The 24,319-nt window shown below is 59.2% G+C and carries 20 protein-coding genes and 1 tRNA gene; 9 read left to right on the plus strand and 12 right to left on the minus strand.

From position 1 onward, the window contains the following. Positions 1-14: 14 nt before the first annotated feature. Positions 15-302, plus strand: coding sequence for an HU family DNA-binding protein (locus ACR0EF_RS10260; RefSeq protein WP_170340577.1), 288 nt, complete (start codon positions 15-17; stop codon positions 300-302). A 108-nt stretch (positions 303-410) separates the two neighbouring features. Here ACR0EF_RS10260 and ACR0EF_RS10265 read toward each other — a convergent pair whose 3' ends face one another. After that, complete coding sequence (locus tag ACR0EF_RS10265; RefSeq protein WP_170373463.1) at positions 411-1,607, minus strand: BCCT family transporter; 1,197 nt, start codon at positions 1,605-1,607, stop codon at positions 411-413. Positions 1,608-1,791: 184 nt separating this feature from the next. Between ACR0EF_RS10265 and ACR0EF_RS10270 the strand changes: the two genes are divergently transcribed. Next, positions 1,792-2,679: a DMT family transporter gene (locus ACR0EF_RS10270; RefSeq protein ID WP_170373451.1), complete on the plus strand. Its 888-nt coding sequence runs from the start codon at positions 1,792-1,794 to the stop codon at positions 2,677-2,679. Here the strand turns inward: ACR0EF_RS10270 and ACR0EF_RS10275 are convergent. After that, positions 2,655-3,176: a glutathione peroxidase gene (locus tag ACR0EF_RS10275; RefSeq protein WP_170373452.1), complete on the minus strand. Its 522-nt coding sequence runs from the start codon at positions 3,174-3,176 to the stop codon at positions 2,655-2,657. The genes ACR0EF_RS10270 and ACR0EF_RS10275 overlap by 25 nt on opposite strands. Before the next feature lie 145 nt (positions 3,177-3,321). Between ACR0EF_RS10275 and msrB the strand changes: the two genes are divergently transcribed. Both msrB and msrA read left to right on the plus strand, forming a co-directional pair. Next, positions 3,322-3,771, plus strand: a complete 450-nt coding sequence (gene msrB / locus ACR0EF_RS10280; RefSeq protein WP_005979690.1) for a peptide-methionine (R)-S-oxide reductase MsrB — start codon at positions 3,322-3,324, stop codon at positions 3,769-3,771. Further along, a complete protein-coding gene (msrA, locus tag ACR0EF_RS10285; RefSeq protein ID WP_170373453.1) occupies positions 3,768-4,280 on the plus strand; it encodes a peptide-methionine (S)-S-oxide reductase MsrA in 513 nt (170 codons plus the stop codon). Before msrB ends, msrA begins: the two co-directional genes overlap by 4 nt. Positions 4,281-4,283: 3 nt before the next feature. Here msrA and ACR0EF_RS10290 read toward each other — a convergent pair whose 3' ends face one another. From ACR0EF_RS10290 to ACR0EF_RS10325, 8 genes are all read right to left on the minus strand, one after another. Next, on the minus strand, positions 4,284-6,287 hold the full coding sequence (locus ACR0EF_RS10290; RefSeq protein WP_170373464.1) for a hydantoinase/oxoprolinase family protein: 2,004 nt from the start codon (positions 6,285-6,287) through the stop codon (positions 4,284-4,286). A gap of 71 nt (positions 6,288-6,358) precedes the next feature. Further along, positions 6,359-7,396 (minus strand): tRNA epoxyqueuosine(34) reductase QueG, encoded by a 1,038-nt coding sequence (gene queG, locus ACR0EF_RS10295; protein ID WP_170373454.1) that lies wholly within the window; start codon positions 7,394-7,396, stop codon positions 6,359-6,361. A gap of 75 nt (positions 7,397-7,471) precedes the next feature. Continuing rightward, positions 7,472-8,137: an FtsZ-binding protein FzlA gene (gene fzlA / locus ACR0EF_RS10300; RefSeq protein ID WP_170373455.1), complete on the minus strand. Its 666-nt coding sequence runs from the start codon at positions 8,135-8,137 to the stop codon at positions 7,472-7,474. Positions 8,138-8,196: 59 nt separating this feature from the next. Then, entirely contained in the window at positions 8,197-8,937 is a 741-nt protein-coding gene (gene mtgA / locus ACR0EF_RS10305) for a monofunctional biosynthetic peptidoglycan transglycosylase (RefSeq protein ID WP_170373456.1), read from the minus strand. 40 nt (positions 8,938-8,977) lie between these two features. Beyond that, entirely contained in the window at positions 8,978-9,895 is a 918-nt protein-coding gene (locus ACR0EF_RS10310) for a Hint domain-containing protein (protein ID WP_170373457.1), read from the minus strand. A 176-nt stretch (positions 9,896-10,071) separates the two neighbouring features. After that, the gene (gltB, locus tag ACR0EF_RS10315; protein WP_170373458.1) at positions 10,072-14,604 is read right to left on the minus strand and encodes a glutamate synthase large subunit; all 4,533 of its coding nucleotides are present in this window, start codon (positions 14,602-14,604) and stop codon (positions 10,072-10,074) included. After that, positions 14,601-15,038, minus strand: a complete 438-nt coding sequence (locus tag ACR0EF_RS10320; RefSeq protein WP_005979708.1) for a GFA family protein — start codon at positions 15,036-15,038, stop codon at positions 14,601-14,603. The genes gltB and ACR0EF_RS10320 overlap by 4 nt, the downstream gene beginning before the upstream one ends. Positions 15,039-15,067: 29 nt before the next feature. Further along, positions 15,068-16,501, minus strand: a complete 1,434-nt coding sequence (locus ACR0EF_RS10325) for an NAD(P)-dependent oxidoreductase (RefSeq protein ID WP_170342501.1) — start codon at positions 16,499-16,501, stop codon at positions 15,068-15,070. 228 nt (positions 16,502-16,729) lie between these two features. Between ACR0EF_RS10325 and ACR0EF_RS10330 the strand changes: the two genes are divergently transcribed. Next, positions 16,730-17,533, plus strand: coding sequence for an undecaprenyl-diphosphate phosphatase (locus ACR0EF_RS10330; RefSeq protein WP_170373459.1), 804 nt, complete (start codon positions 16,730-16,732; stop codon positions 17,531-17,533). Here the strand turns inward: ACR0EF_RS10330 and ACR0EF_RS10335 are convergent, their stop codons facing one another. Beyond that, the gene (locus ACR0EF_RS10335; protein ID WP_170373460.1) at positions 17,534-18,517 is read right to left on the minus strand and encodes a complex I NDUFA9 subunit family protein; all 984 of its coding nucleotides are present in this window, start codon (positions 18,515-18,517) and stop codon (positions 17,534-17,536) included. 211 nt (positions 18,518-18,728) lie between these two features. On the opposite strand from ACR0EF_RS10335, the gene ACR0EF_RS10340 reads away from it, so the two are divergent. Together ACR0EF_RS10340 and ACR0EF_RS10345 are read left to right on the plus strand one after the other, a co-directional pair. Next, positions 18,729-18,815: transfer RNA gene (locus ACR0EF_RS10340), tRNA-Leu, on the plus strand. Positions 18,816-18,876: 61 nt separating this feature from the next. Further along, complete coding sequence (locus ACR0EF_RS10345) at positions 18,877-20,070, plus strand: DUF6538 domain-containing protein (RefSeq protein ID WP_170373461.1); 1,194 nt, start codon at positions 18,877-18,879, stop codon at positions 20,068-20,070. Between the two features lie 37 nt (positions 20,071-20,107). Here the strand turns inward: ACR0EF_RS10345 and ACR0EF_RS10350 are convergent, their stop codons facing one another. Continuing rightward, complete coding sequence (locus ACR0EF_RS10350; protein ID WP_170373462.1) at positions 20,108-20,407, minus strand: hypothetical protein; 300 nt, start codon at positions 20,405-20,407, stop codon at positions 20,108-20,110. A gap of 607 nt (positions 20,408-21,014) precedes the next feature. Between ACR0EF_RS10350 and ACR0EF_RS10355 the strand changes: the two genes are divergently transcribed. Both ACR0EF_RS10355 and ACR0EF_RS10360 read left to right on the plus strand, forming a co-directional pair. Beyond that, positions 21,015-21,821: a DNA adenine methylase gene (locus tag ACR0EF_RS10355; protein ID WP_170373470.1), complete on the plus strand. Its 807-nt coding sequence runs from the start codon at positions 21,015-21,017 to the stop codon at positions 21,819-21,821. A 23-nt stretch (positions 21,822-21,844) separates the two neighbouring features. Continuing rightward, entirely contained in the window at positions 21,845-24,199 is a 2,355-nt protein-coding gene (locus ACR0EF_RS10360) for a DGQHR domain-containing protein (protein WP_170373469.1), read from the plus strand. The last annotated feature ends 120 nt before the right edge of the window (positions 24,200-24,319 follow it).

Genomic DNA, 24,319 nt, shown 5'->3' on the forward strand with positions numbered 1-24,319 from the left:
AAGGAGACCAAGAAATGGCAAAGCCTATGACGAAGACTCAGCTGGTTGCTGCTCTCGCTGAGGAAATGGGAACCGACAAGAAATCCGCGAACGCGGCGCTGGAGGCGATCACTGGCCTGATCACCCGCGAAGTTTCGGCCGGTGGCGCTGTGACCCTGCCGGGCGTCGGCAAGATCTACTGCCGCGAGCGCCCCGAGCGTCAGGTTCGCAACCCGGCCACTGGTGAGACCTTCACCAAAGAAGCCGACAAGGTTGTGAAGATGACCATCGCCAAGGCCCTGAAGGACAGCGTCAACAGCTGATCCGCGCCTTAGGGAAAACGATCAAGGGCCGCGATTTCGCGGCCCTTTTTCTATGGTGTTTGTTTACCGGGCCTGTTGGACCAGACCCGGTGTTGTCGTTGGCCGAGGTCAGTGAACAGTCTCGACCTTGTGGAAATCCAGATCCCGATCTTCGGGCATCGAGTCGATGCTCATCACCTCTTTGCGCTTGGCGATCAGGATATAGACCACGCAGGCGAGGTAGAGGCCAACCACAACGGCGCCGATCCACTGAATCTGCAGCCACTGACTCTGGAACAGAAGCGTCAGCACAAACAGAAGCACCACATTGCCGGCAACATAGGCCGTCTTACCGAAGCGTTCGACCGTCATGTTCAGGTTGTCGGTATAGAGCCTGATCAGCGAGTCCAGTGAGTTAATCACGAAGGTCACGCCGACGATCACCATCGCGATGTTGGTGATGCCTGCGGTGCTGATGCCGTTCAGGTGATAGTAGTAAAGCACGCTGAACCAGATCGCCAAGGGGATCGACGGAAAGATCAGCAGCGCCGCCAGCAATTGCCAGGTGGTCAGCCCTCCGACAAAGCGCGAGGTGAACTGACCGATCATGATCGACCAGGCAAACCACCAGAACAGGTAGAAGGCGTGATAGTCGGACAGAGGCAGTACGAACTTGTGGATATTGGCGAAATACGCCCCGATATTGCTGCTGGTTTCCACGAAACCCGCAACGCCCATACCGGCCGCGGCCCACATGCCAACGATCAGCGCCAGAAACAGAAACGTCGAGCCGACGGAAAGAATCCGCACGTATTTCAGGTCAGTCGAGGAATAGGCCGCGGCCAGAATGACGACAAACACGATGATGTAAAACGTGGTCACTACAGACTCGCCATCACCAACTTCGGGCAGGTATCCGGGCAGGTAGATCAGGAACAGGCTGGCGGTGAAAGCGCAGGTCCCGATGATCACCACATTGTTGATCAGCTTGACCACCGGGATTTCAAAGAACTGTACTCGGGGCTCGATGACGCAGAAATAGAAGGCCGTCAGGAAATAGAAGGCCCAGATCAGGAAACCCCAGAACCCGAACTCGATCGCCAGCGGGTTAGCGAACGCATAGGCCGGATCTTCGGCATAGCCTCCGAATTCGGTGAGCGGGAACATGATCAGCCCGACATCCAGGCCGGATGTGAACAGGATCGCGATGAAAGTGAACAGATGTACAGGTGTCACGCCCACGCACCGCAGGTTCCACCATTTCACGACGAAGAACGCTACCAGCCCAAGAGCAAGCAGGACCCCGAATGACAGGATGTATTCCAATAGCACCGACAAACCTCCCTTTAGATGTCAGATCACCGAGCGGATATCTTTAATTGGCTAGTCAATCAATAAAACCGGCACCCACGGAAAACTTGCGCGCTCCATGTGTCTTTTTTGACGCTCGGGCGCTTGTGGCCCGAGAGAAAATCGGAAACAGTCGCCGCATATTCAAACAGGAGCGGTCATGGATCTGCGCGCCATCGCCATGGGGCTGGCCTTTGCCTTCATCTGGTCGTCGGCCTTTACCTCGGCGCGGATCATCGTCGCGGATGCTTCGCCGCTGTTTTCACTGGCGGTTCGCTTCCTGATTTCCGGCATCCTGGGTGTCGCAATCGCCCGGGCCATGGGCCAGAGCTGGCACCTGACGCGGTCGCAATGGCATGCGACCATCCTGTTCGGAATCTGCCAGAATGCCCTTTATTTGGGTCTGAATTTCTATGCGATGCAAACGGTCGAAGCCTCGGTAGCGGCGATCATCGCCTCGACCATGCCACTCTTGGTGGCGCTGGCCGGTTGGCTGCTGTTCGGGGAACGGTTGCGTCCGCTGGGTGTTCTGGGTCTGCTGGCCGGGTTCGCTGGCGTGGCCCTGATCATGAGCAGCCGGATCAGCGCTGGGATCGACCTGTTTGGCGTTGCCCTCTGCGGGCTGGGCGCGCTGGCGCTGACCTTCGCCACGCTGGCCGTGCGCGGGGCGACCTCGGGCGGGAATTTCATGATGGTCGTCGGCCTGCAGATGTTTGTCGGCTCGGCGGTTCTGTTCGTCGCCGCCCCGTTGTTCGAGACGATCTATGTCCGTCCAACCTGGCCGCTGGCGCTGGCCTTCACCTACACGACCCTGTTCCCCGGCCTGCTGGCCACGCTGATCTGGTTCCTGCTGCTCAACCGGATCGGACCGATCCGCGCGGCGACATTCCATTTCCTCAACCCGGTGTTCGGGGTCGCGATCGCCGCGGTTCTGCTGGGTGAACGGTTGGGCGCAATGGACGCCGTTGGTGTTGCGGTCACCACGCTGGGCATTCTGGCCGTGCAGTTGTCACGCCAGCCGGTTCAGCGCAGCAGCGCCTCGACCTGACGGCGCAGCTTGCGTGAGTCCGGCCGGGTCGTCGACCCAAAGGTCGCCACGACCTCGCCATCGGGGCTCAGCAGGATCTTGTTGAAATTCCAGCCCGGCACAAACCCGGTTTCGGCCGCGACCGCCTTGTAGAACGGGTGCGCCTGCGGACCGGTGACGGGGGTGATGTCGGTCATGGGCAGGGTCAGGTCATAGTTCAACTCGCAGAACTCCTTGACCTCGCTGGCGGTTTCCAGTTCCTGGTTGAAGGAATCCGATGGGACCGACAAAACCACCAAACCCTTGGGCCCATAAGTGTCCTGCAGCTTTTGCAGCCCGGCATACTGCCCGGTAAACCCGCATTGCGAGGCCGTGTTGACCACCAGAACCGGCTGGCCGCGCCAGTCCGACAGCGACAGCGTGCCGCCATCGATCGAAGGGAACTCTCCGGACACGGGCGCGGCCTGCACCGTTCGACCGATCAACAACAGGGCAGACAACAGCAACATTCTGAACATGGCGTGACCTCCTCTTTGATATTGATACGCTCGAAGCACGGCGGCAGATCACCCGCACGATCGCGCGAGCCGGATGAAACAGGGCTTTGCTTTTGTCGCGGCGCACCCCAAATATCTCGGCAACGTATGCAATGCCGGAGGACCCATGCCCAAATATACCAAAGATCCATCGGTTGTGGCGGCCCTGTCGCCCGAGGAATTCCACGTTACCCAGCGCAACGGGACCGAACGCCCCGGCACCGGAAAACACCTGAACAACAAGGAACCCGGCATCTACGTGGATATCGTATCGGGCGAGCCGCTGTTCGCCTCGACCCACAAATACGAGTCGGGCTGCGGCTGGCCCAGTTTCACCAAACCCATCGTGCATGACCACGTCACCGAGCTTGAGGACCGCTCGCTGGGCATGATCCGGACCGAGGTCCGCTCGAAACACGGCGACAGCCACCTGGGCCATGTGTTTCCCGATGGTCCGCTGGATCAGGGTGGGCTACGCTATTGCATCAACTCCGCCGCGCTGAGGTTCATCCATCGTGACGACATGGAGGCCGAGGGCTATGGCGAATACCTCGATCAAGTGGAGGACCCGAAATGACCGAACACCGCGCCGTTCTGGCCGGAGGCTGCTTCTGGGGCATGCAGGACCTGATCCGCAAGCTGCCCGGCGTTCTGCGCACCCGCGTCGGATATACCGGCGGCGACGTGCCCAACGCGACCTATCGCAACCACGGCACCCATGCCGAAGGGATCGAGATCTGGTTCGACCCCGCGCAGATCACCTATCGCGATCTGCTCGAGTTCTTCTTCCAGATCCACGACCCGACCACCGTGAACCGCCAGGGCAATGACATTGGGATGAGCTATCGCTCGGCCATCTACTACTGCGACGAAACGCAGAAACAGATCGCGCTGGACACGATCGCCGATGTGGATGCCAGCGGGTTGTGGCCCGGCAAGGTCGTGACCGAGGTCGAACCCGCGGGCGATTTCTGGGAGGCCGAGCCCGAGCATCAGGACTACCTTCAGCGTATCCCCAACGGCTATACCTGCCACTTCTCGCGCCCGGACTGGGTTCTGCCCAAACGCAGCAGCGCTGCCGAATAAAGGTCAGCCGACGGCCACCCGCGGGCGGCCGCTGGCTTCGACGGTCAGCATCGCCTCGACGAAGACATCCTTGCCCTCGATCCGGGCGGTGCGGATGTCGCGGTTGACGATCACGCGGATATCCTCGGCCCCGGCCTCGCGCACGGCGCTTTCGGTCTCGCGCCGCAGTTCGGCCTCCAGCAGGGCCAGCGCGGGTTCGGGTGTGGGGAAATCCTGCGGACCTTCATTCAGATGCACGCGGTACCGGCCTTCGGACGGAGCGGTCACCGTGCCCGCCCGCCGCATGGTCAACCGCCCCACGACGGCCCCGATCGCGTTGGCCACCCCGGCATGGTCGGGCAGCACCATGGTACAGCGCAGACGCTCACCGACCGCCGGGTAATAGCTCGGCGCCGAGGCACCCAGCCCGACCACATCCACGTTCAGCCTCGTATCCAACGCCAGCAGACCGCGATGCCCGCGCAAGCCCCGCCGTGTCAGCACATGGCGCGCCAGATCCTCGGGCGGCAGGCCGAACGCCTCGGCTTCTTCCGCAAAAGCAGTCTCTAACAAGGTCAAAACGGTCTGTTCGGTCAACTGATCCACGATCATCCCGGCCAGTTCATCGGCCGAGCCCGCGAGCCGGTCGCCCGACCCCACACGCCGACGCGCAATCAACTCCAGCGCCTTGCGCGCGGCATCGGCATCCCAATCGGACAGGCGCCCCAGAACGTGGCTGGCATCCGACGGCGTCACCCCCGAGACCTGAACGATCCCGCGGTCCACCAGCCGGGTCAGAGCGCCGTTTTCCATCCGCGTGCGCAACAGGGTGCTCAGGGGCAGAACCTTGTCCCCCAGCCGCTCCAGCAGCCCCGCCTCGCGCGGGCCCAGACCCTCGGCGTGGATGCCGGGCACGCGGCGGGCGAAACGGGTGTCGTGCTCGCCCACCGTGGTCGCGCGCAACTGCTCGTCCAGCGCGGCATGGACCACCTCGGGCGCCTCAGCCGCGATCAGCGACACCGGCAGCACCCGGCGCGGACCCAGGAACACGCCGCCGCGCAGGCCCTCGGTTACCACATGCACCTGGCTGTCACCGCCCAGACCATGCGTGCGCATCGCCACCGCCTCGACCATGGTGCGAAACCCGCCGACCCGGGCGCCCACCGGGTCGACCGCCGGTTTGCCATCGCGGATCAGCGCCACATCGGTCGTCGTCCCTCCGATATCCGACACCAGCGCGTCCTGAACTCCGGTCAGCCAGCGCGCGCCCACGATCGAGGCCGCCGGACCGCTAAGAATGGTTTCGATCGGCCGTTCCCGCGCCTGCTCGGCGCTCATCAAGGCGCCATCGCCTCGCACCACCATCATCGGCGCGTCGATGCCCAGCTCGAGCAATACATCCTGCGCCCGGCCGATCAGGCGGTCGATCATTCCGATCAGACGTGCGTTCAGCACCGCCGTCACCGCACGTTTCGGCCCGTTCAGCTTGGCGGACAACTGATGCGAGCAGGTCACTGGCGCGCCGGTCTTCTCGGTGATGATTCGCGCGACCTCAAGCTCGTGCGCGGGGTTGCGGGTGGCGAACTGGGCCGCAACCGCGAACCCGGAAATCCCGGACTGCTGGTCCAGAAATTCGCGCAACGCCCCTGTATCCAACGGCGCGGCCTCGGCCCCGGCATGGCTGTGCCCACCCGCGATCACCAGCGCCGGGTCACCCTTCAGCGCATCGCGCAGCCCGTGCCTGTCCAGATCGCCGTCGCGAAACCCGACATAGATCAGCGCAACGCGCCCGCCCTGCCCCTCGACCAGCGCGTTCGTGGCCAGCGTCGTCGACAGCGACGCCATCGAGATCTGAACGGGCGCGACCTGCGCCTGGTCCAGCACCGCCCGGATCGCCCGCCCGACGCCGATCGCCAGATCCTCGCGTGTGGTCAGGGACTTGGCCGAGGCGATCACCTCTTCCTCGTCCCGGATCAGCACCGCATCGGTGTAGGTTCCACCGGTATCCACGCCCAAAGCCAACGCCATCGGGATCTCCATCCTGTTCGCAGTCACGGGTGTAGCGGTTTGAACCGACGCGTCCAGCCTGTTTGCGGCATTCACGACAGTTGTTCGACCGCCCAGCGCGCCGCGTCGGCCACCGTGGGGTCGGCATCCCCGATCAACGCCTGCGCGACCGGAATCAACTCCGACGACCCGGAATTGCCGATGGCATACAGAACGTTTCGCACGAACCGGTCGCGCCCGATCCGCTTGATCGGAGAACCCGAGAATCTGGCCCGGAACGCCGCATCGTCCAACCCGGCCAGTTCCGCCAACGGCGGCGCCATCAGGTCTTGGCGCGCGGCATATCGGATGTCACTGGCCGCCACCGCGAACTTGTTCCACGGACAGGCGGCCAGGCAATCATCACAGCCATAGATCCGGTTGCCCAGCTTGCCGCGCAACTCCTGATCCACCGACCCCTTGTGCTCGATGGTCAGATAGGAAATGCAGCGCCGCGCATCCAGTTGATAGGGCGCCGGAAAGGCATCCGTCGGACAGGCATCCAGACAGGCCCGACACGACCCGCAATGATCCACTTCCGGCGGGTCCGTCGGCAGGTCCAAAGTGGTGAAAACAGACCCTAAAAAGGACCAATTGCCCCACTCCCGGCTGACCAGATTGGTGTGTTTGCCCTGCCAGCCCAACCCGGCCGCATGGCCCAGTGCTTTCTCGGGCACCGGCGCGGTGTCGACGAACACCTTCACCTCGCCCCCGGCTTCGGCAATCAGCCACCGGGCCAGCCGCTTCAGCCGCTTTTTGACCAGATCATGGTAGTCTTTGTTCTGCGCATAGACCGAGATCGCCCCGCGATCGGGTCGGCCCAGAACCTCGGTCGGATCATGATCCGGCGTGTAACTCTCGGCCAGCATGATGACCGAGCGCGCCTCAGGCCACAGCTCCGCCGGATCCCCCCGCCAATGGGCCCGCTCGGCCATCCAGCCCATCTGCCCGTGATAACCGGCCGCCAGAAAGGCGGCCAACCGCGCAGGCACTTCCGGCACGTCCCAGGGTCGGCAGATCCGGCACGACACGAACCCCTCGGCCCGGGCCTGCGACACCAACCTGTCCTTCAATGCCGTCGCGCTGTTCATCTGGCCCAAAATATCCTCGGGGGTGAATTGGCCCAATGGGCCAAGAGGGGGCAGACCGCCCCCTGCCCCAACCTATCAGAAATCCAGGTCGGCGTAATGGGCGGGCGGGCGGAAGCCCGGCACCTGATCCGCCAGAATCGACCGGAAGGCCGGGCGAGACTTGATCTTGGCGTACCAGTCCTTGACCACATGGCTGCGATTCCAGTCCACGTCCGAAATATAGTCCAACGCCGACAGATGCGCGGCAGCCGCAAAATCGGCCAATGTCATCTGATCCCCCGCCAGCCAGCGCCGCTGATCCAGCAGCCAGGCCATGTAATCCAAGTGGAACTTGATTGCCCGCGCGCCTTCCTTGACGTTCTTGCTGTCGGGATAGCCCTGACCGGTCACTTTTTTGTTCACCCGCTCGTACAGCAGCTTGGATGTCACCTCATGGTGGAATTTGTCATCAAACCAACTGACCAGACGGCGCACCTCGAACCGTGCTTCCGGATTTTTCGGCATCAATGCGGGTTCCGGCCGAGTCTCTTCGATGTATTCGCAGATCGCCGCGCTTTCTGACATCACCCGGCCATCCAGCCGCAGAACCGGGACCTTGGCCGCAGGGTTTCTGCGCAAGAAGTCCGGGGATTTTTCCCAGTACTTTTCCTCGACCAATTCGACTTCGATCTTCTTTTCCGCCAGGGACAGGCGGACTTTTCGACAAAAGGGGGACAGGGGAACGTGAAACAAACGCGCCATGTGGATCCATTCGAACCAATTGAGTACCGCTCAGCAATAGCCGCTGACGGGCAGAAGTTTCAATCCTCGAAGCAATCTGCGCGACCATCTGCGCGGATGGTGGCCGCTCCATCGCGGATCGCGGCCGCTCGTCTGCGGGTGTAAACCGACGGGTCCGTGACCGAACGGTTGCGCGGTGACGGAAGGATTGCCGCCAGACGCGCCGCCTGCACCGGGCTGAGCTGGGCGGAACTGACTCCAAAATTCTTGCGGGCGGCCGCCTCGATCCCAAACAGGCCCTCACCGGTCTCCGCCACGTTCAGATACACCTCGAGTATGCGCTTCTTGCTCCAGAAGATTTCGACGACCGGGGTCATGGAGGTCTCTAGCGCCTTGCGCACCCAACTGCGCCCCTGCCACAGAAAGACATTCTTGACCACCTGCTGAGAAATGGTCGATGCCCCGCGGTTGCCACCATCTTCAAGCGCATCGCGGATCGCGTTCACGTCAAAGCCCCAATGCAGGCAGAAATTCGCATCCTCGGCCGCAACGACCGACCGGGCCATGGCCGGAGACATATCCTCGATCGCGACCCATTCCCGGTCCACCTTGCCCAGGCGGCGCCACTCGGACCAGATCGTATGGGTGATCGGCGGGTTGACCACGGTGTAAAGCAAAACAAGCGCCACGAACGCCGCGGCCAGAGCACCGATGACACGCAGTACCCATCGCCGAATCCGAACGATGAGCGTTTCCGTTTTCCGAGACCGGGTTGCCTTTTTGGACTTACCGCGGGATTTGCGCGCTGCTTTCTTCGCCATGTTCCTGCTATACGCCGCAGCACCGGTATTTGGAACGGAATTATGACGCGATCAGCCGCCCTTCGCGCGGGCGCACCACCGGACGGGCGGTTTTCGGACCACCATCTTCCACCGCTGCCAACTGCGGGAACAGTCGCAACAGCTCGGCCTGGGTTTCCCGGTCAGACCGCGTAACGGCGTGGCCGGGATAGTAGCTTTCGCTTTTGGCGCCGTTGGCGATGACGATCTCGTGTTGGTCGAACAACAGGTGGAAATACTCGATCTCTCCACCTTCGACCCGCGTCACTGTCGTGCCGTTGACCAGGGAATGTGCGGCAACCAAAACCTCGGGGTGGCCGTAGAAATAAGCCGCGCGCCAATCGTCGATCAGCATCCGGTGCTGGGGCGAGAACAGAGTGTCACGGTCCAGTCCCAAAACCCCTTCGGCAAAGCGGATGGGGGCGGCGTTGCCCTCGGCCGCGACGGTGGTTCTGCCGACCCAGATCAGAGCCCGCGGGCCATTGTCGATCGTCGTGACCAAGTCACCGGCCTGCAGTTCCTCGACGCAGCGCAATCCGTCGGGTGTCTTTATCATTGTTCCGGCAGTAAAACACGGCGGCCCAAGCTCACCCGGAACCACCAGGGGACCTTCGGTATTGACGAAAGTCGTCGAGACAAGCGTTCCCTCTTGCAGCACCTGACCGTCCGTCGGGGTGAACACGCGGCTGCCATCAGCCAGATAGAAGGTGATTCCCGTGTAGGTGACGTTTCCCACACCGGACACGTTGATCGTCACCGTGTCGCCCGGCCAGGATCGGGTGACATCAATGCCGTTGACCGAGTCATTGTCGGAACTGTCGATGTCGCCATCGTCGTTCTGGTCGACCAGATTGTACTTCTCAACCGTCAGAAGGGTCCCCGTTGCCGGCGGGCTGGCCGGATCCATGGCAAAGAACTGGTCAAGATAGGTCGTGGGCATGCGACGACTCCCTGGCGAAATTGGTGGCAAGCGGAAGCATTGGCGAAATTTCCAAACTTTCCGTGTACAGGCCTAGCGACACGCAATGTTTTTTCAAGAAATCCGGAAACGGGAGGGCACAAAAGGAAAACCCCGCGTGTCTTTTCAAACACGCGGGGCAGGCTTCACAGGCGGTCTTACTCGGCCGGAACCGCCGCTGCCTCGTGGCTCAGCGGGTGGCTGAGTTTGTTCAGCATCTCCTTCGGGCAGACCTGCAGGAAGTTCGACAGCTCGACATCCCAGTGCTGCAGGATATCGGCGGCCTTGCGGCTGCCGGTCTCCGCGGCGTGGCGCTCGATCAGCGACTTCAGCTGCATCTCCCAATGCTCGACCGTTACGGGGCAGGTCACCAGGGTTTCCATGTTCATCAGCAGCTGCGCCTTGCCTTCGGGGTCGTACAGATAGGCCATGCCACCCGTCATCCCCGCGCCAAAGTTCGCACCGATGTCACCGAGGATCACCGCAACGCCGCCGGTCATGTACTCACACCCGTTCGAGCCGCAGCCCTCGACCACCACGGTGGCACCCGAGTTGCGCACGGCAAAGCGTTCCCCAGCACGGCCAGCCGCGAACAGGTACCCGTCGGTCGCGCCGTACAGGACCGTGTTGCCGATGATCGTATTCCGGTCGGCCTGCAGCGGGCTGACCTGCGGCGGACGCACGACGATGGTGCCGCCCGACAGGCCCTTGCCCACATAGTCGTTGGCGTCGCCCGACACTTCCAGCTTGAGCCCCGGCGCGGCGAAGGCGCCCAGCGACTGGCCGGCCGAGCCCTGCAGTTTCACATGCAGGTGGTCCGGCTGGAACGTGTTGCGCATGCCAAAGTTCTGCACGATGTGGCTGGACACGCGGGTGCCGACCGTCCGGTGCGTGTTCTGCACGGCATAAGACAGCTGCATCTTCTCGCCATCCTTCAGGAACCGCGCAGCGTCGCGCACGATTTCAGAGTCCAGCGTATCAGGCACCGCGTTGCGGGGCTTGTCACGGTCATAGACGATGTTTTGCGCGCCATCGACGGTGATCAGCAGCGGATTCAGGTCCAGATCGTCCAGATGCGCCGAACCGCGGCTGACCTGCGCCAGCAGATCCGCCCGACCGATGATTTCGTCGACCGACCGTGCGCCGAGGCTGGCCAGGATCTCGCGCACTTCTTGTGCGTAGAAGGTGATCAGGTTCACCACCTTGTCGGCATTGCCGGTGAACTTGGCGCGCAGGCTCTCGTCCTGCGTACAAACGCCCACCGGGCAGGTGTTCGACTGGCACTGGCGCACCATGATGCAGCCCATCGCGATCAGGGCGGCGGTGCCGATGCCGTATTCCTCGGCCCCCATCATCGCGGCCATGACGATATCGCGCCCGGTGCGCAACCCGCCATCGGTGCGCAGGGTCACCCGGTCGCGCAGGTTGTTCATCGCCAGAACCTGATGCGCCTCGGTCAGGCCCATTTCCCACGGCAGGCCGGCATATTTGATGCTGGTCGCGGGCGATGCCCCGGTGCCGCCATTGTGGCCCGAGATCAGGATGATGTCGGCCTTTGCCTTGGCCACCCCGGCGGCGATCGTGCCCACGCCCGAGGACGCCACCAGTTTCACCGTCACCTTGGCGCGCGGGTTGATCTGCTTGAGGTCATAGATCAGCTGCGCCAGATCCTCGATCGAGTAGATGTCGTGGTGCGGAGGCGGCGAGATCAGCGTCACGCCCTTGGTCGAGTGACGCAGGCGCGCGATCAGATCGGTGACCTTCATGCCGGGCAGCTGGCCGCCCTCGCCGGGCTTGGCACCCTGGGCCACCTTGATTTCCAGCTCTTCGCACTGGTTGAGGTATTCGGCGGTCACGCCGAACCGGCCCGAGGCCACCTGTTTGATCTTGGCCGAGGGGTTGTCGCCATTCGGCTCAGGCACGAAGTGAGCGGGATCTTCCCCACCTTCACCCGAGTCGGATTTCGCACCGATCCGGTTCATCGCCACGTTCAGCGTCTTGTGCGCCTCGGGGCTGAGCGCACCCAGCGACATGCCCGGGGTGACAAAGCGCTTGCGGATCGAAGTGATCGACTCGACCTCCTCGATCGGGATCGGCTTGCCCAGCGGTTTGAAATCCATCAGATCGCGCAGATGGATCGGCGGGTTGGCCTGCATCTTGGCCGAGTACTGCTTCCACAGCTCGTACGAGGCGCGGCTGCAGGCCATCTGCATCATGTGCATCGAGGTCGCTTCCCACGCATGGGTCTCACCCGATTTGCGGGCCTTGTAGAAGCCACCGATAGGCAGAACATCCAGGCCACTCTCCCAGCCTTTGGCGTGGATTCCTTCAGCCTTGGACTGAATGCCGGTGACGCCGATGCCGGAAATCCGGCTGGTCATGCCGGGGAAATATTCGGCCACCATGGCGCGGCTCAGGCCCACGGCTTCGAAATTCAGGCCGCCGCGATACGACGAGATCACCGAGATGCCCATCTTGGCCATGATCTTCAGCAGGCCCTGGTCGATCGCCTCGCGGTAACGCGCGACGTTTTCAGTCAGGCTGCCTTCCAGCAACCCGCGTTCGATCCGGTCGGCCAACGAATCCTCGGCCAGATAGGCGTTCACCACGGTCGCGCCACAGCCGATCAGCACCGCGAAATAATGCGGGTCGATGCATTCCGCCGAGCGCACGTTGAGCGAGCAGAAGGTCCGCAGGCCCTGACGGATCAAGTGCGAATGCACCGCGCTGGTGGCCAGGATCATCGGCATCGCCACTTTGCCGGGGCCGGAATACTGGTCGGTCAGCACCAGGTGACCCGCGCCCGAACGCACGGCCTCCTCCGCCTCGGCGCGGATGCGCGCCAGCGCGGCGCTTAGCGCGCCGGTGCCGGGTTCGAAGGTACAGTCGATTTCGGCCAGCGGCGCATCGAAATTCGCCACCAGTTCTTCCCACTGGGCGTTGCCGACAAAGGGGCTTTCCAGCACCACGATCTCGGTCTGGCTGCTGTCCTCATCCAGCACGTTCTTGAGGTTGCCGAACCGCGTCTTCAGCGACATCACGCGGTATTCGCGCAGGCTGTCGATGGGCGGGTTGGTCACCTGACTGAAGTTCTGGCGGAAGAAATGGCTGAGCGGTCGGTACTGTTTGGACAGAACCGCCGAGGGCGTGTCGTCGCCCATCGAGGCGATCGCTTCTTTGCCATCCTCGGCCATCGGTGCGAGGATCTGCTCCAGTTCCTCGACCGTGTAGCCCGCCGCGATCTGGCGCTTGCGCAGTTCCTCACCGGTGAACAGCGGCTTTTCGGCGACCTTCGCCAGCTTTTCGTCCAGATCGTTGATCTTGCTGACCCATTCGCCGAACGGCAGGGCCGCGGCCAGCTTGTCCTTGATCTGCTTGTCGCGGTACAGCTTGCCCTTCTTCATGTCGACGGCCAGCATCTGGCCCGGACCCAGCGCGCCTTTTTCCTTAACGCTGGCCTCGTCGATCGGGACCATGCCCGCCTCGGACCCGGCGATCACCAGACCGTCGCCGGTGACTACATAGCGCATCGGGCGCAGGCCGTTGCGGTCCAGCCCGGCGCAGACCCAGCGGCCATCCGTCATGGCCAGCGCGGCGGGGCCGTCCCAGGGCTCCATCACCGAGTTGCAGTAGGAATACATGTCGCGCCAGGCCTGCGGCAGTTCCACCGCCTGTTTCGACCAGCTTTCCGGCACCAGCATCGTCTTGGCCATCGGGGCCGAGCGGCCCGCGCGAACCAGAACCTCGAACACCGAATCCAGCGCCGCCGAATCCGACGACCCACCGGCGATGATCGGCTTGATGTCTTCGGCATAGTCGCCGAAGGTCGCCGAGGCCATGCGGATCTCGTGGCTTTTCATCCAGTTGATGTTGCCCTTCAGCGTGTTGATCTCGCCGTTATGCGCCAGCATCCGGAACGGCTGCGCCAGCCACCATTGCGGGAAGGTGTTGGTGGAATAGCGCTGATGATAGATGGCAAAGGCCGACTCGAAACGCTCGTCCATCAGGTCGGGGTAGAACACGGCGACCTGCTCGGCCAGCATCATGCCCTTGTAGATGATCGACCGGCAGCTGAGCGAGGCCAGGTACAAACTCGAAATCCCCGCGGCGGCGGCGGCTTTTTCGATCCGGCGGCGGATGACGTACAGCTCGCGCTCGAACGTGTCCTCGTCAACGCCCTTGGAATTCGAGATCAGGATCTGCTCGATCTCGGGCCGGGTCGCGTTGGCCTTTTCGCCTAGGCAGGTGACATCCACCGGCACGTGGCGCCAGCCATAAATGTAGTAACCCATCCGCAGAACTTCGGTTTCCACGATGGTCCGGCAGCGTTCCTGCGCGCCGAAATCGGTGCGCGGCAGGAACACCTGCCCCACGGCGATCAGCTCGTCCATCTTGGGCTCGTGCCCGGTGCGGCGGATCTGGTCATAGAAGAAAGGGGCCGGGATCTGCACATGGATGCCCGCGCCGTCGCCGGTCTTGCCGTCGGCATCCACCGCGCCGCGGTGCCAGATCGCCTTGAGCGCATTGATCCCGGCCTCGACCACCTTGCGGCTTTTTTTGCCGTCAACCGAAACCACCAGGCCGACCCCGCACGAGGAATGCTCTTCCTGCTCGGAATACAGGCCATTTTCGGCCATCCACTTGCGCTTGGCTTCCTCGGCCCGGACCCAATCGGCATCATATTTCGTCATTGGCTGTCTCCTTCTTCCGACGGGGCGTACATGGCCATGACCTCGGCTTCGGTCATTTGGCGGCGTTCACCTGCGAACGCGTAACCCTCGGGCTTCTTGTCGATGTAAAGTTCAAGTTTCAGCGTGTTGCCGGCCGCGTTGTCGAACAGGCCGGCCGCGATCTGTGTCTGGCCGTGCATCTCGCCCGGCAGGGTGATCCGGTACCACAGGGCCGAGCCGCATTCTTCGCAGAAGGCGCGTTCGGCCCAGTCGGACGAGGTGAAGGTCTTGACCGGCCCCAGCGCCGCATAGCCCGGCTGGGCCGGAAAGGTGACCAGAGCGCTGCTGGTCCAGCGGCGGCACATGTCGCAATGGCAGGCGCCCAGCGCGTCGCGGGCGGGGGTCGCGGTCACGGTGACGGCACCGCACATGCATTGGCCTTGCAATTCGGGCATCCTGTCCCTCCTGTCGCTGGGCTGCGGGGTCACTCGGCCGCAAGCGCGGCCTTGCCGTTGAACCGGTCAATGATGGCCTGGGCGCAGTCACGGCCGTCGCGGATCGCCCAGACCACCAGCGAGGCACCGCGCACGATGTCACCAATGGCATAGACGCCGTCCATCTCGGTCTCGCCAGTTTCGAACGCGGCCTTGATGGTGCCCCAGCGGGTCACGGGCAGGTCGGGCTGGCCGAACAGGGTGGGCAGGTCCTCAGGCTCGAAGCCCAGCGCCTTGATGACCAGATCGGCCTCTTCGACGTAATCCGCGCCTTCGATCACTTCGGGGGCCTGGCGGCCGGTGGCGTCGGGTTGGCCCAAGCGCATCTTCTGCACCATCACGCCGGTGACCCGCTCATCGCCCACGAACCCTTTGGGCGCGCTGAGCCATTCAAAGATCACGCCCTCTTCCTCGGCGTTCTGTGTTTCGCGCTGCGAGCCAGGCATGTTCGCCCGGTCGCGGCGATACAGGCATTTGACCGAGGTCGCGCCCTGGCGGATCGAGGTTCGGACGCAATCCATCGCAGTATCACCGCCACCGATCACGACCACCTTCTTGTCCTTGGCGTTCAGGCGGCCATCGTCGAACTCGGGAACCGCGTCACCAAAGCTTTTGCGGTTCGAGGCAGTCAGGAAATCGATCGCCTTTTCGATACCGGGCAGGCCACTGCCGGGCATGGACAGATCCCGCGACTTGTAGACGCCCGTCGCAATGATCACGGCGTCATGTTTGGCGCGGATATCGGCGAACTTGGCAGCGTCGACGTCACAGTTCAGTTCAAAAGTGACGCCGCCCTCGGCTAGCAGGTCGTTGCGGCGTTGAACCACGTCCTTTTCCAGCTTGAAGCCCGGAATGCCGTACATCAGCAGGCCGCCCGCGCGGTCATAGCGGTCATAGACCGTGACCTGGATCCCGGCCCGGCGCAGCATGTCCGCCGCCGCCAGACCACCGGGTCCGCCCCCGATGATGCCGACGCTTTCGGGGCGTTCGGCGGTTGGAGCGACAGGTTTGACCCAGCCTTCCTCCCACGCGGTGTCGGTGATGTATTTCTCGACCGCACCGATGGTGACAGTGCCATGGCCCGATTGCTCGATCACGCAGTTGCCTTCGCACAGTCGGTCCTGCGGGCATATACGTCCGCAGATCTCGGGGAAGGTATTGGTGGCCTGGCTGGTCTGATAGGCTTCTTCAAGTCGTCCGGTGGCGGTCAGGCGCAGCCAGTCCGGGATGTTGTTGTGCAGCGGGCAGTGCGACTGACAATACGGCACACCGCATTGGCTGCAACGGCTGGCCTGCTCGGCGGCTTTTTCGGCGGCGTATTCGGCATAGATTTCATGAAAGTCCGCTCTGCGATCGGTTGCGGCGCGCTTTTCAGGCATGTCACGATCGATCTGCACAAATTTCAGCATCGGTTGCTTGGCCACGGTCAGACTCCATGAATTGGCTTGGTCGGATTTCTTTATGCGAAGCCAATTCGGATGAAAAGTCAATTGTGCTGACCTAAATTGGAAAAAATCGGAAAGATCGATCTCTTTGGGCGACTTTCTGTTCATTTTTAGGACCACTTCGGACCTAAATCCTGACTTTCCTTTTGCTGATCGCGCTTATACGCCTTGAATGCAAAGAACACGGGCGCAAACACGGGCGGGCAGATGAGTCTTTTTCAGCTGATTCTGGTGGCGATCATCCAGGGGATCACAGAGTTTCTGCCGATTTCGTCATCAGGCCACCTGATCCTGCTGCCAAGCCTCACCGGAATGGAAGACCAGGGCCTGGCCATCGACGTCGCGGTGCATGTGGGCACATTGGGCGCGGTGGTTCTGTATTTCTGGAGCGACGTGAAACTGGCCCTTGCGGGCCTGCCACGTGCTTTGCGCGGGCGCATCGACACCCCACAGTCCCGACTGGCCCTGGCCCTGATCGTCGCCACCATCCCGACCGTTATCGTCGGCGCGATCCTGCACCTGACCGGCCTCAGCAGTGCGATGCGGTCCGTGGCGGTGATCGGGTGGACGATGCTGGGCTTCGGATTGCTGCTGTATTGGATGGACCAGAAGGGCCCCCAGACCAAAGAGGCCGCCGACTGGGGGCTGCATGACGCGATTATTTTGGGTCTGTGGCAGGTCCTGGCGCTGATTCCCGGCACCTCGCGGTCGGGGATCTGCATCACTGGCGCGCGGCACTTGGGGTATACCCGCGAGGACGGCGCGCGCATCGCGATGCTGATGTCGATCCCTACAATCATCGCCTCGGGCGCGCTGCTGTCGCTGGACGTGATCGGGCAGGCCAACGCTCAGCTGGCCAAGGACAGCGCCATTGCAGCCGTGTTCGCCTTTGTTTCGGCCCTGTTGGCGCTGAACCTGATGATGCGTCTGCTGCGTAGCGTCAGCTTCACGCCATATGTGATCTATCGCGTGATCCTGGGTACGATCCTGCTGATTGTCGCTTACAGCTGATCAGATGCGCAGGTTCCGGGCCGAGTTCTGGATGTCGTCGTACTGACCCGACGGGCGGAATTTCCACAGGTATTCCGGCAGAACCGATTCCAGCGAAGCAGGCTCGATCCCCAGATCGGCAAAACCCTTCGCTCCTTCGGACACCACATTGTCACGGCGCAGGTTCTTCAACTGGTCGCGGGTCAGAATGTTGTTCGGAAACAGCTGGAAGCTGATGAATTTCAGCATGTCCAGAACCCCGGCCATGATCCGCCCAACCCAGAACGGCAGACCGATGATGATGCGGCGGCGGTGGATCACCCCGAGCATCTGCTGCATCAGCTCACGGAAGGTCTTGGCCTCAGGCCCACCCAATTCGTAGACGCCCGGTGCGGCCTGACCCAACACGCCCTTGACTGCGGCCTGCGCCACATCATCCACAAACACCGGCTGGAACCGGGTGTCGGCGCCAAAGATCGGAAGGAAGGGCGAGATACGGGTCATGCCGGCGAAACGGTTGAAGAACTGATCTTCGGTCCCGAAGATCACCGAGGGTCGCGGGATCACGGCATCGGGCATGTGGGTCAGCACAGCAGCCTCACCTGCGGCCTTGGTGCGGGCGTATTCGCTGTCGGAATTCGCGTCAGCACCGATGGCCGAAATGTGGACCATGCGGGAAATGCCTTGCTCGGCCGCCAGACGGGCGATGCGGCCCGCGCCTTCGGCTTGCACGGCGCCAAATCCATTCTTGCCCAGTTCGTTCAGAACGCCCACGCAGTTGACGACCGCATCGGCGCCATGCATCGCACTGGCCACCGAGGCATCGTCGCGGATATTGCACAGAATGGGCTCGACCTGGCCCACGACGCCATAGGTTTTGACGAAGATTGCCTCGTTCGGACGGCGGACCGCCACCCGTACACGCCACCCTTCGTTCGCCATGCGTCGCGCGATATAGCGGCCGACGAATCCCGATCCACCGTAAATCGTGACCAGTTTGGACATGGTTGGGCTCCTGCTGTGTAGGTCTTGTTCCGATCTACCGCTCCAAAGCCCGGCAAACAAGGCGCAATAACGCCGCGCATCAGGCAAAAAACACTGCCGGAACCGGCGGGATCGCGCCGTGGGAAGGTGGCCGAAAAAAAACTTTCGAAATTCCGTTCGAATCCTGTTGACGCCCTCGGCGAGTAGGCTTAAACGCCCCTCCACGACACCTGCCCAGGTGGCGGAATTGGTAGACGCGCTAGCTTCAGGTGCTAGTGTCCGTATGGACGTGGAGGTTCGAGTCCTCTCCTGGGCACCATAGCATCCGCTAAACTATTGTTTTGCCTCAGCTTTATCTCAGGATGGAGCTACCGTAGAACATGGCGGAGAACAAAACTGCACCTCACTCATTTGTCAAAGACGGCATCTACTACTTCGTGAGACGCGTCCCCAAGGACCTGCAGCATCACTACACATCACCAAAAATCTCATTCTCGCTTCGCACGAGATCAGCATCTGTCGCTACCTCTCGCGCACTCAGAGCGGCGCAACGGCTCGATGAACACTGGTATTTCCTCAGGATCAACGACTGCGACCTGCCGGGAAAGCACATGCTGCGTTTGGCGCAGAACACCAACGCCGCCCCCAACATGGCGGCCCCCTCTGCTGCAGCAGCCGATACAGTGAAGCTCTCGGAGGCCGTGGGTATCTACCTGAGGCTCAAGGGCCAAGGTCGTCCCATTACCTTTCATCGAGCAGCTGAACGCTCTTGCGGCTACGTGATCGACGTTTGCGGAGATAAGGACATCACTGCTTACAGCAAGGCTGACGCGAACGCCTTCCGCGACAACCTGATTGAACGCGGCCTGGCAGGTAGTAGCATGACGAGGGTCATCGGAACGGTGCGTTCGGTCTTCAACTTTGCCGCTGCCGAAGTTGGCCTCGACATCACCAATCCGTTCGGCAAGGTTTACTATGACCGCAGCGCGGGCGTTGAAGATCGAGAGCCGCTGACGCTCAAAGCCATTCGCACCCTGCAGAGCGAGTGTCGCAAATTCGACGATGATCTGCGCTGGCTGGTCGCGATGGTTTCCGACACGGGTATGCGTCTCGCTGAGGCCGCTGGTCTGTCTGTGGAGGATCTCAACCTGGACGATCCTATCCCCCATGTTGTCGTTCGGGAGCATCCTTGGCGTCGCTTAAAGACCGCAGGCAGCAGTCGCGTAGTTCCTCTTGTGGGTGAAGCGCTCTGGGCCGCTCAGCGCATCCACGACAGCGTCAAGGATAGCGAGTTCGCCTTTCCACGATACAACAAGAACGGACAGACCAACGCAAACTCAGCGAGTGCGGCACTGAACAAATGGATGAAGCCATACGTCAGCGGCAAAGCCACAATGCACGGTTTCCGTCATTCGATGCGCGACAGGCTAAGGGAAGTTGAGTGTCCTGCAGACATCGTGGACCAGCTCGGAGGCTGGCAGACCGAGGGCGTTGGACACGGATACGGAAGGGGTTATCCGTTGAGCGTATTGTCAAAGTGGATGGGGAAGGTGGCGTCCGAACCAGAGAGCTAAGGTCAACGCCACCTGATTTCTGGATAAGGAAGATGGTCTATTCAGGTCCTGCGGAAGAAGCGACCAGCTCTACACCCGCACCTTTGATCGTCGCCTTATCGAGCAGCACCAAGAGACATGATGCAAGGTGAAGCTGACCCTCACCCGGATCGAACAGTTCTTCCTTGATGAGTTGGTCGAGCGGCGATCCATATTGGTAGTCGGAGGCTTCTCCGTGCTTTTCGACCACATCTTCTCTCAACTCTTCCAAAGCTCTCTTGGCGGCTTCAAACAGTTGGTCTTGGTCCACCACCTCAAACTCAAGGGAAACTCTAACTTTGTCCTTTACCTTGTTCAACTTCGTATCCTTGTTATTCACCCGAAGACATAGCACGATCCGCCATGTTCTACGGTAGCTCCATCCTGAGATAAAGCTGAGGCAAAACAATAGTTTAGCGGATGCTATGGTGCCCAGGAGACGTCCCGCTTCTGCGTTCAGCTCCCGTTACAGGCACCGCATCAACCCATAGCCTCAGCTAAACAAAGGGTATCAGCAGGGGCGAATCCCCGTCAACGGGCACCATGTGTTCTACGGTTTGTTCTACGCTACAGGAGGGGCGCTACGAGGACACACAGGTTCGGTACGATACTGTCGTCTTCCACCATTGCTCAAGTTGCAAGCAAGCGTCACCCGCCAACTTAGAGCCTTAGGAGAAGCGTCACTATGAATGGCGATGTTAGGGGGCTTGGGGGGGAAGCCGAAGCCTCCCCTCCTAAGATAGACCACTCAGATATTTGACCCCAAAAGTCTTGGGGTCGTTTCCTAAATACAAGACTTCAGCTTAAGCTCAGTGCTTGCCAATGAGGACTGCTGCCGGGATCCGTTTTGGGTAGACCTGTGGCGCCGCCTATCGCTGAAGAGCTTCTTGAACTCATCCAAGATAAGAGTTTAGGTTGAGAAAAAAATGACAGGACTACGATTGAAACCTTTTATCAAATGGGCGGGTGGAAAGCGCTGGTTGGTTGCTTCCAGCCAGGTGAACTTTCCCGAATATGATGGACGCTACATTGAGCCATTTCTCGGAGGGGCTGCAGTTTTCTTTCATCTACGGCCGAAACAGGCATTACTGTCCGATGTTAACCCACGCTTGGTAGAAACCTACCAAGCAGTACGCGATGACTGGACCCTTGTATGGAAAGAACTACAGCGACTTCAGACAAAGCACTGTAAGGCGTTTTATTATTCGGAGCGATCTAGAACACGAAGAACTAAACACACAAGGGCTGCACAATTTCTTTATCTGAATAGAACTTGTTGGAATGGACTGTATCGAGAAAATCTCAAAGGTCAATTTAATGTTCCAATAGGCACGAAAACTCAAGTAATTATGCCAGATGATGATTTTGAGGCGGCATCTAATGCCCTTCAAAAAGCAAAACTCAGTACATGCGATTTTGAGGAAACTCTACTGGAGGCGAGAACTGGTGACCTCGTATTTCTAGATCCTCCCTACACGACCGCGCACAACACAAATGGATTTGTAAAATATAACCAAAATATCTTTTCTTGGGAGGACCAGATACGCCTGAAGTCATGTGCGTTAGCCGCGAGACAAAGAGGGGCGCGTATTGTTCTAACAAACGCTCATCACGAAAGTATTTTGGGACTTTATAAAGAAATGGGAGAGCCAACTATTGTCAACCGCAACTCAGTCATCTCAGGCAACGCTTCCGCTCGGGGCGCCACTACTGAAGCCGTGTTTATCTTTTGAGAAAAACTGAGAGAGATTGAAGAATGGCTATGCTATCGGATGAGCAAGTTTTGGAACTTAAGGGAAAATTGTCTTCAGATCCATCAACGCTCGGAAAGATATATAAATCTAAAAAGAAAAAGTTTCACGAAAGAAATGTTGACCATAATCGCGTCGAAGAGTTCCTAAGGGATGGATGGGAAGAATTTGGTACACGCCTAAAAACAAAAACAAAACTGCGCAAGCCAAAATCACATTCTGATCAATTTGAAGATGATATTTGGTGCCAGATGTATGAGCTTGGATTTCGCCAGCTAAACGTAGATCGGCACCTCAGCTTACCCTTTGGAAGAAATGAAACGGAGAGAAAGCAGATAGACGTTCTCGCCGTAAGCGGTGACGTGGTTTTGATTATTGAGTGTAAGTCTAGTGACAAGGCAAAGAAGGCCCCCTCATTCAAAACAGAGTTCGAAGCCCTTAGTCAACGCCTTGACGGTCATAAAAAAGTGATTGAACAGCTGTTTGGACCAGGGAAGCGAATGAAGTTTATTTTCGCTACACGTAATTTGAGACTTAATAGAGCAAGTGTTGACGTACAGCGCCTAGAGGAGTGCGGCGGATACTTTTTTAATGACAACACTTTTGACTATGTGAACAGTCTTATCAAGGCTTACAAAGACGCGTCCCATTACCAGTTTTTAGGAATGGTGTTCAAAGGTCAGAACATCAATTCAGAAAAAATTGAGGTGCCCGCTATTGAAGGAAGAATGGGCGCAAAGACTTACTATATGTTTTCGCTGGAGCCCGAGCTATTACTGAAACTCGGATTTGTTCTACATAGAACTCGGGCAAACGAGGCAGAAATGCCGACTTATCAACGGTTGTTGGTGCCTAACAGACTCAAGGGAATTGGAAAATTTATTGAAGAAGGGGGATATTTTCCCAATTCTGTAATAATAAACTTCAATGAGAAAAAAAGGCAGAAGATCCAGTTTGAGGCGAATAGTCGCTCTTCCCACTCTAAGTCGAGATCGGGTACTTTGAAAATACCAAATGCTTACGCAATCGCCTACATAATAGACGGTCAGCATCGCGTTTATGGTTACTCTCAAAGTAAGTTCAAATCTACCAATACCATCCCTGTAGTAGCCTTCAAAAACTTAGAATCCAGCGAACAACTTGAGATGTTCATGGACATCAATCAGAATCAGAAGGCGGTGAGTCCCACCCTTAGAATTACTCTCGAGGAAGACTTGTTCTGGGATGCAGCGCGGGCTGACTCTCGCATGAAGGCATTACGATCATCAATTATTTCTAGTCTTGGTGGCGACCAGTCTGGACCCTTGTTTGGAAAAATTTCACTTGGTGAGGACCGCGCTACTCTGCAAGCAAAGCCCTTTGCGGATTCGCTCCTGCGCTCTGGCCTCCTGCCCGAGGCCAAAGGCAACAAGTTTACAGCTAAGGGTGCAAATCTGAGTTTATATGATGTTCAAAATCAAGATCACCGTAAGGAAATGAGGGCCGCAAAACAGCGTATCGTTTCGCTTTTGAACCATAGTTACGAGCTTGCAGAGACAATGTTGTCTTCACAAGAAGAGGTACTCAGCGATTTTATTGTATCGAACAAGGGGACCTACGCTTTCATATCATTGATAGGCAGCGTTTACACTCATGAGTGCAAAACGGCTTCGATATCATTGAATGTTTCTGATGAAGACCGATTTTCAAGAATCGAAAAATATCTCACGGCGCTTTTCGATGCGCTGAAAAACTTGGACAAAGAACTCTCTAATCATCTGTTGGGAATCCATGGAAGCGGTGCTGAAACTGCGTGGCTGCGGAACTTCCAGAATATCCTTAATAGGAAGTTCTCCGATTATGACCCGCCCGAACTGGAAGATTGGCGAGAACGGCAAAACCAAGAACTTCAACAAAAGGGCCGGGAGCTTGGTACGTCGATTGAACGCCATCTCAAGAAAACAATTCTGAGTAATCTTAAGCTGATATTTGGAGATAATTGGGAGCTGGAGATAGCTAGCATTAAACGTGAGTGCCTACATAGAGCTAGTGAACAGGAAGAAAGGAACTACAAGGAAGGTTTGGAAGTTGTAAAAATTGAATGGACTGAGCAGTTCATGTTGAAAGACTACAAGAAAATTATCTCTGATTACTGGGTTAAAAAGCCTGATCCGGCTCCAGAGGGCTTTCTTACATTTGAAGACCACTACGCAATAGATATTGGGCAAGGTTTCAAGACAAAGAATGATAAGCTGAAATGGTTTTCGCAGTTCAATTCTCTGCGGAATCTCTGGGCGCATGAAGGTTCGAAAGATAAAGGGCTCAACATGAAGGAAGTCGAGTTTCTAGATTCTGTCCACTCGTCACTCAAGGCTCTCTAGATCTCTTTGATCGCATTAGGGATCGTTTGCGCTCAGCAGAAAAGACTTCTCTCGTTTTCCAGGCGTTTCGATTGGAGAACTCGGTTGCTGAAAAATTATTCCTAAAAAAGACACGAACCT

The sequence above is a fragment of the Ruegeria sp. CG8 genome (assembly GCF_056537165.1).